This window comes from Caballeronia sp. LZ029, assembly GCF_031451275.1.
In the GTDB taxonomy this organism is placed as follows: domain Bacteria; phylum Pseudomonadota; class Gammaproteobacteria; order Burkholderiales; family Burkholderiaceae; genus Caballeronia; species Caballeronia jiangsuensis.
In genome coordinates, this window is record NZ_JARUXO010000009.1 from 1 (window position 1) to 850 (window position 850).

At 55.9% G+C, this 850-nt stretch carries 1 protein-coding gene; it reads left to right on the top strand.

The window, feature by feature from the left end:
* The coding region (locus tag QCE73_RS33860; RefSeq protein WP_309885317.1) for an IS30 family transposase at positions 1–841 on the top strand (841 nt) is incomplete at its 5' end.
* Positions 842–850 lie beyond the last annotated feature (9 nt).

Below are 850 nucleotides of genomic sequence, written 5' to 3' on the forward strand. Positions count from 1 at the left end.
GCGAAATAAACCACATCGTGGGGACCGAAAGTGGGTCAATGGTTGGTCACCTGAACAAATTTCCCATCGGTTGCAAGTAGATTTCCCAAAAGATAAATCGATGCGCATTTCCCACGAAGCCATCTATCAAGCGCTTTATATTCAAGGGCGAGGCGCACTCAAGCGCGAGCTGGTTGGCTGTCTGCGCACCGGGCGCGCGTTGCGCGTTCCTCGAGCGAGGGCGCGTGCCAAAGCGTGGGCGCACGTCAGCGAGGAGGTCATGATTTCCAGTCGGCCTGCAGAGGCGGAAGATCGTGCGGTGCCGGGCCATTGGGAAGGCGACCTCCTCATTGGCTTGAATCGGTCCGCCATCGGTACGCTCGTAGAAAGATCAAGCCGTTTCACGGTGCTCGTGCACTTACCTCGAGAAAAAGGCTACGGGTTGATTCCACGCACAAAGAACGGACCTGCGCTTGCCGGCTACGGGGCCGTCACGATGGCCAACGCACTCAAGAGGACTGTGACTGACTTGCCTGCTGAGTTGTGGCGATCATTGACCTGGGATCGGGGAAAGGAACTATCCGATCACGCCCGTTTCACTATCGAGTCCGGCGTGAAGGTATTCTTCGCTGATCCGCAAAGCCCATGGCAGCGTGGTACGAATGAAAACACCAACGGCCTTCTACGACAATACTTTCCAAAAGGCACAGACCTATCCCGGTGGAGTGCTCGCGAGATCCAAGCCGTTGCTAATACGTTGAACTCACGGCCGCGAAAAACTCTAGGATGGAAGACGCCTGCGGAAGCTCTCGACGAGTACCTAAAATCTGTTCAACAATCCAGTGTTGCGACGACCGGTTGAATCCGCCCA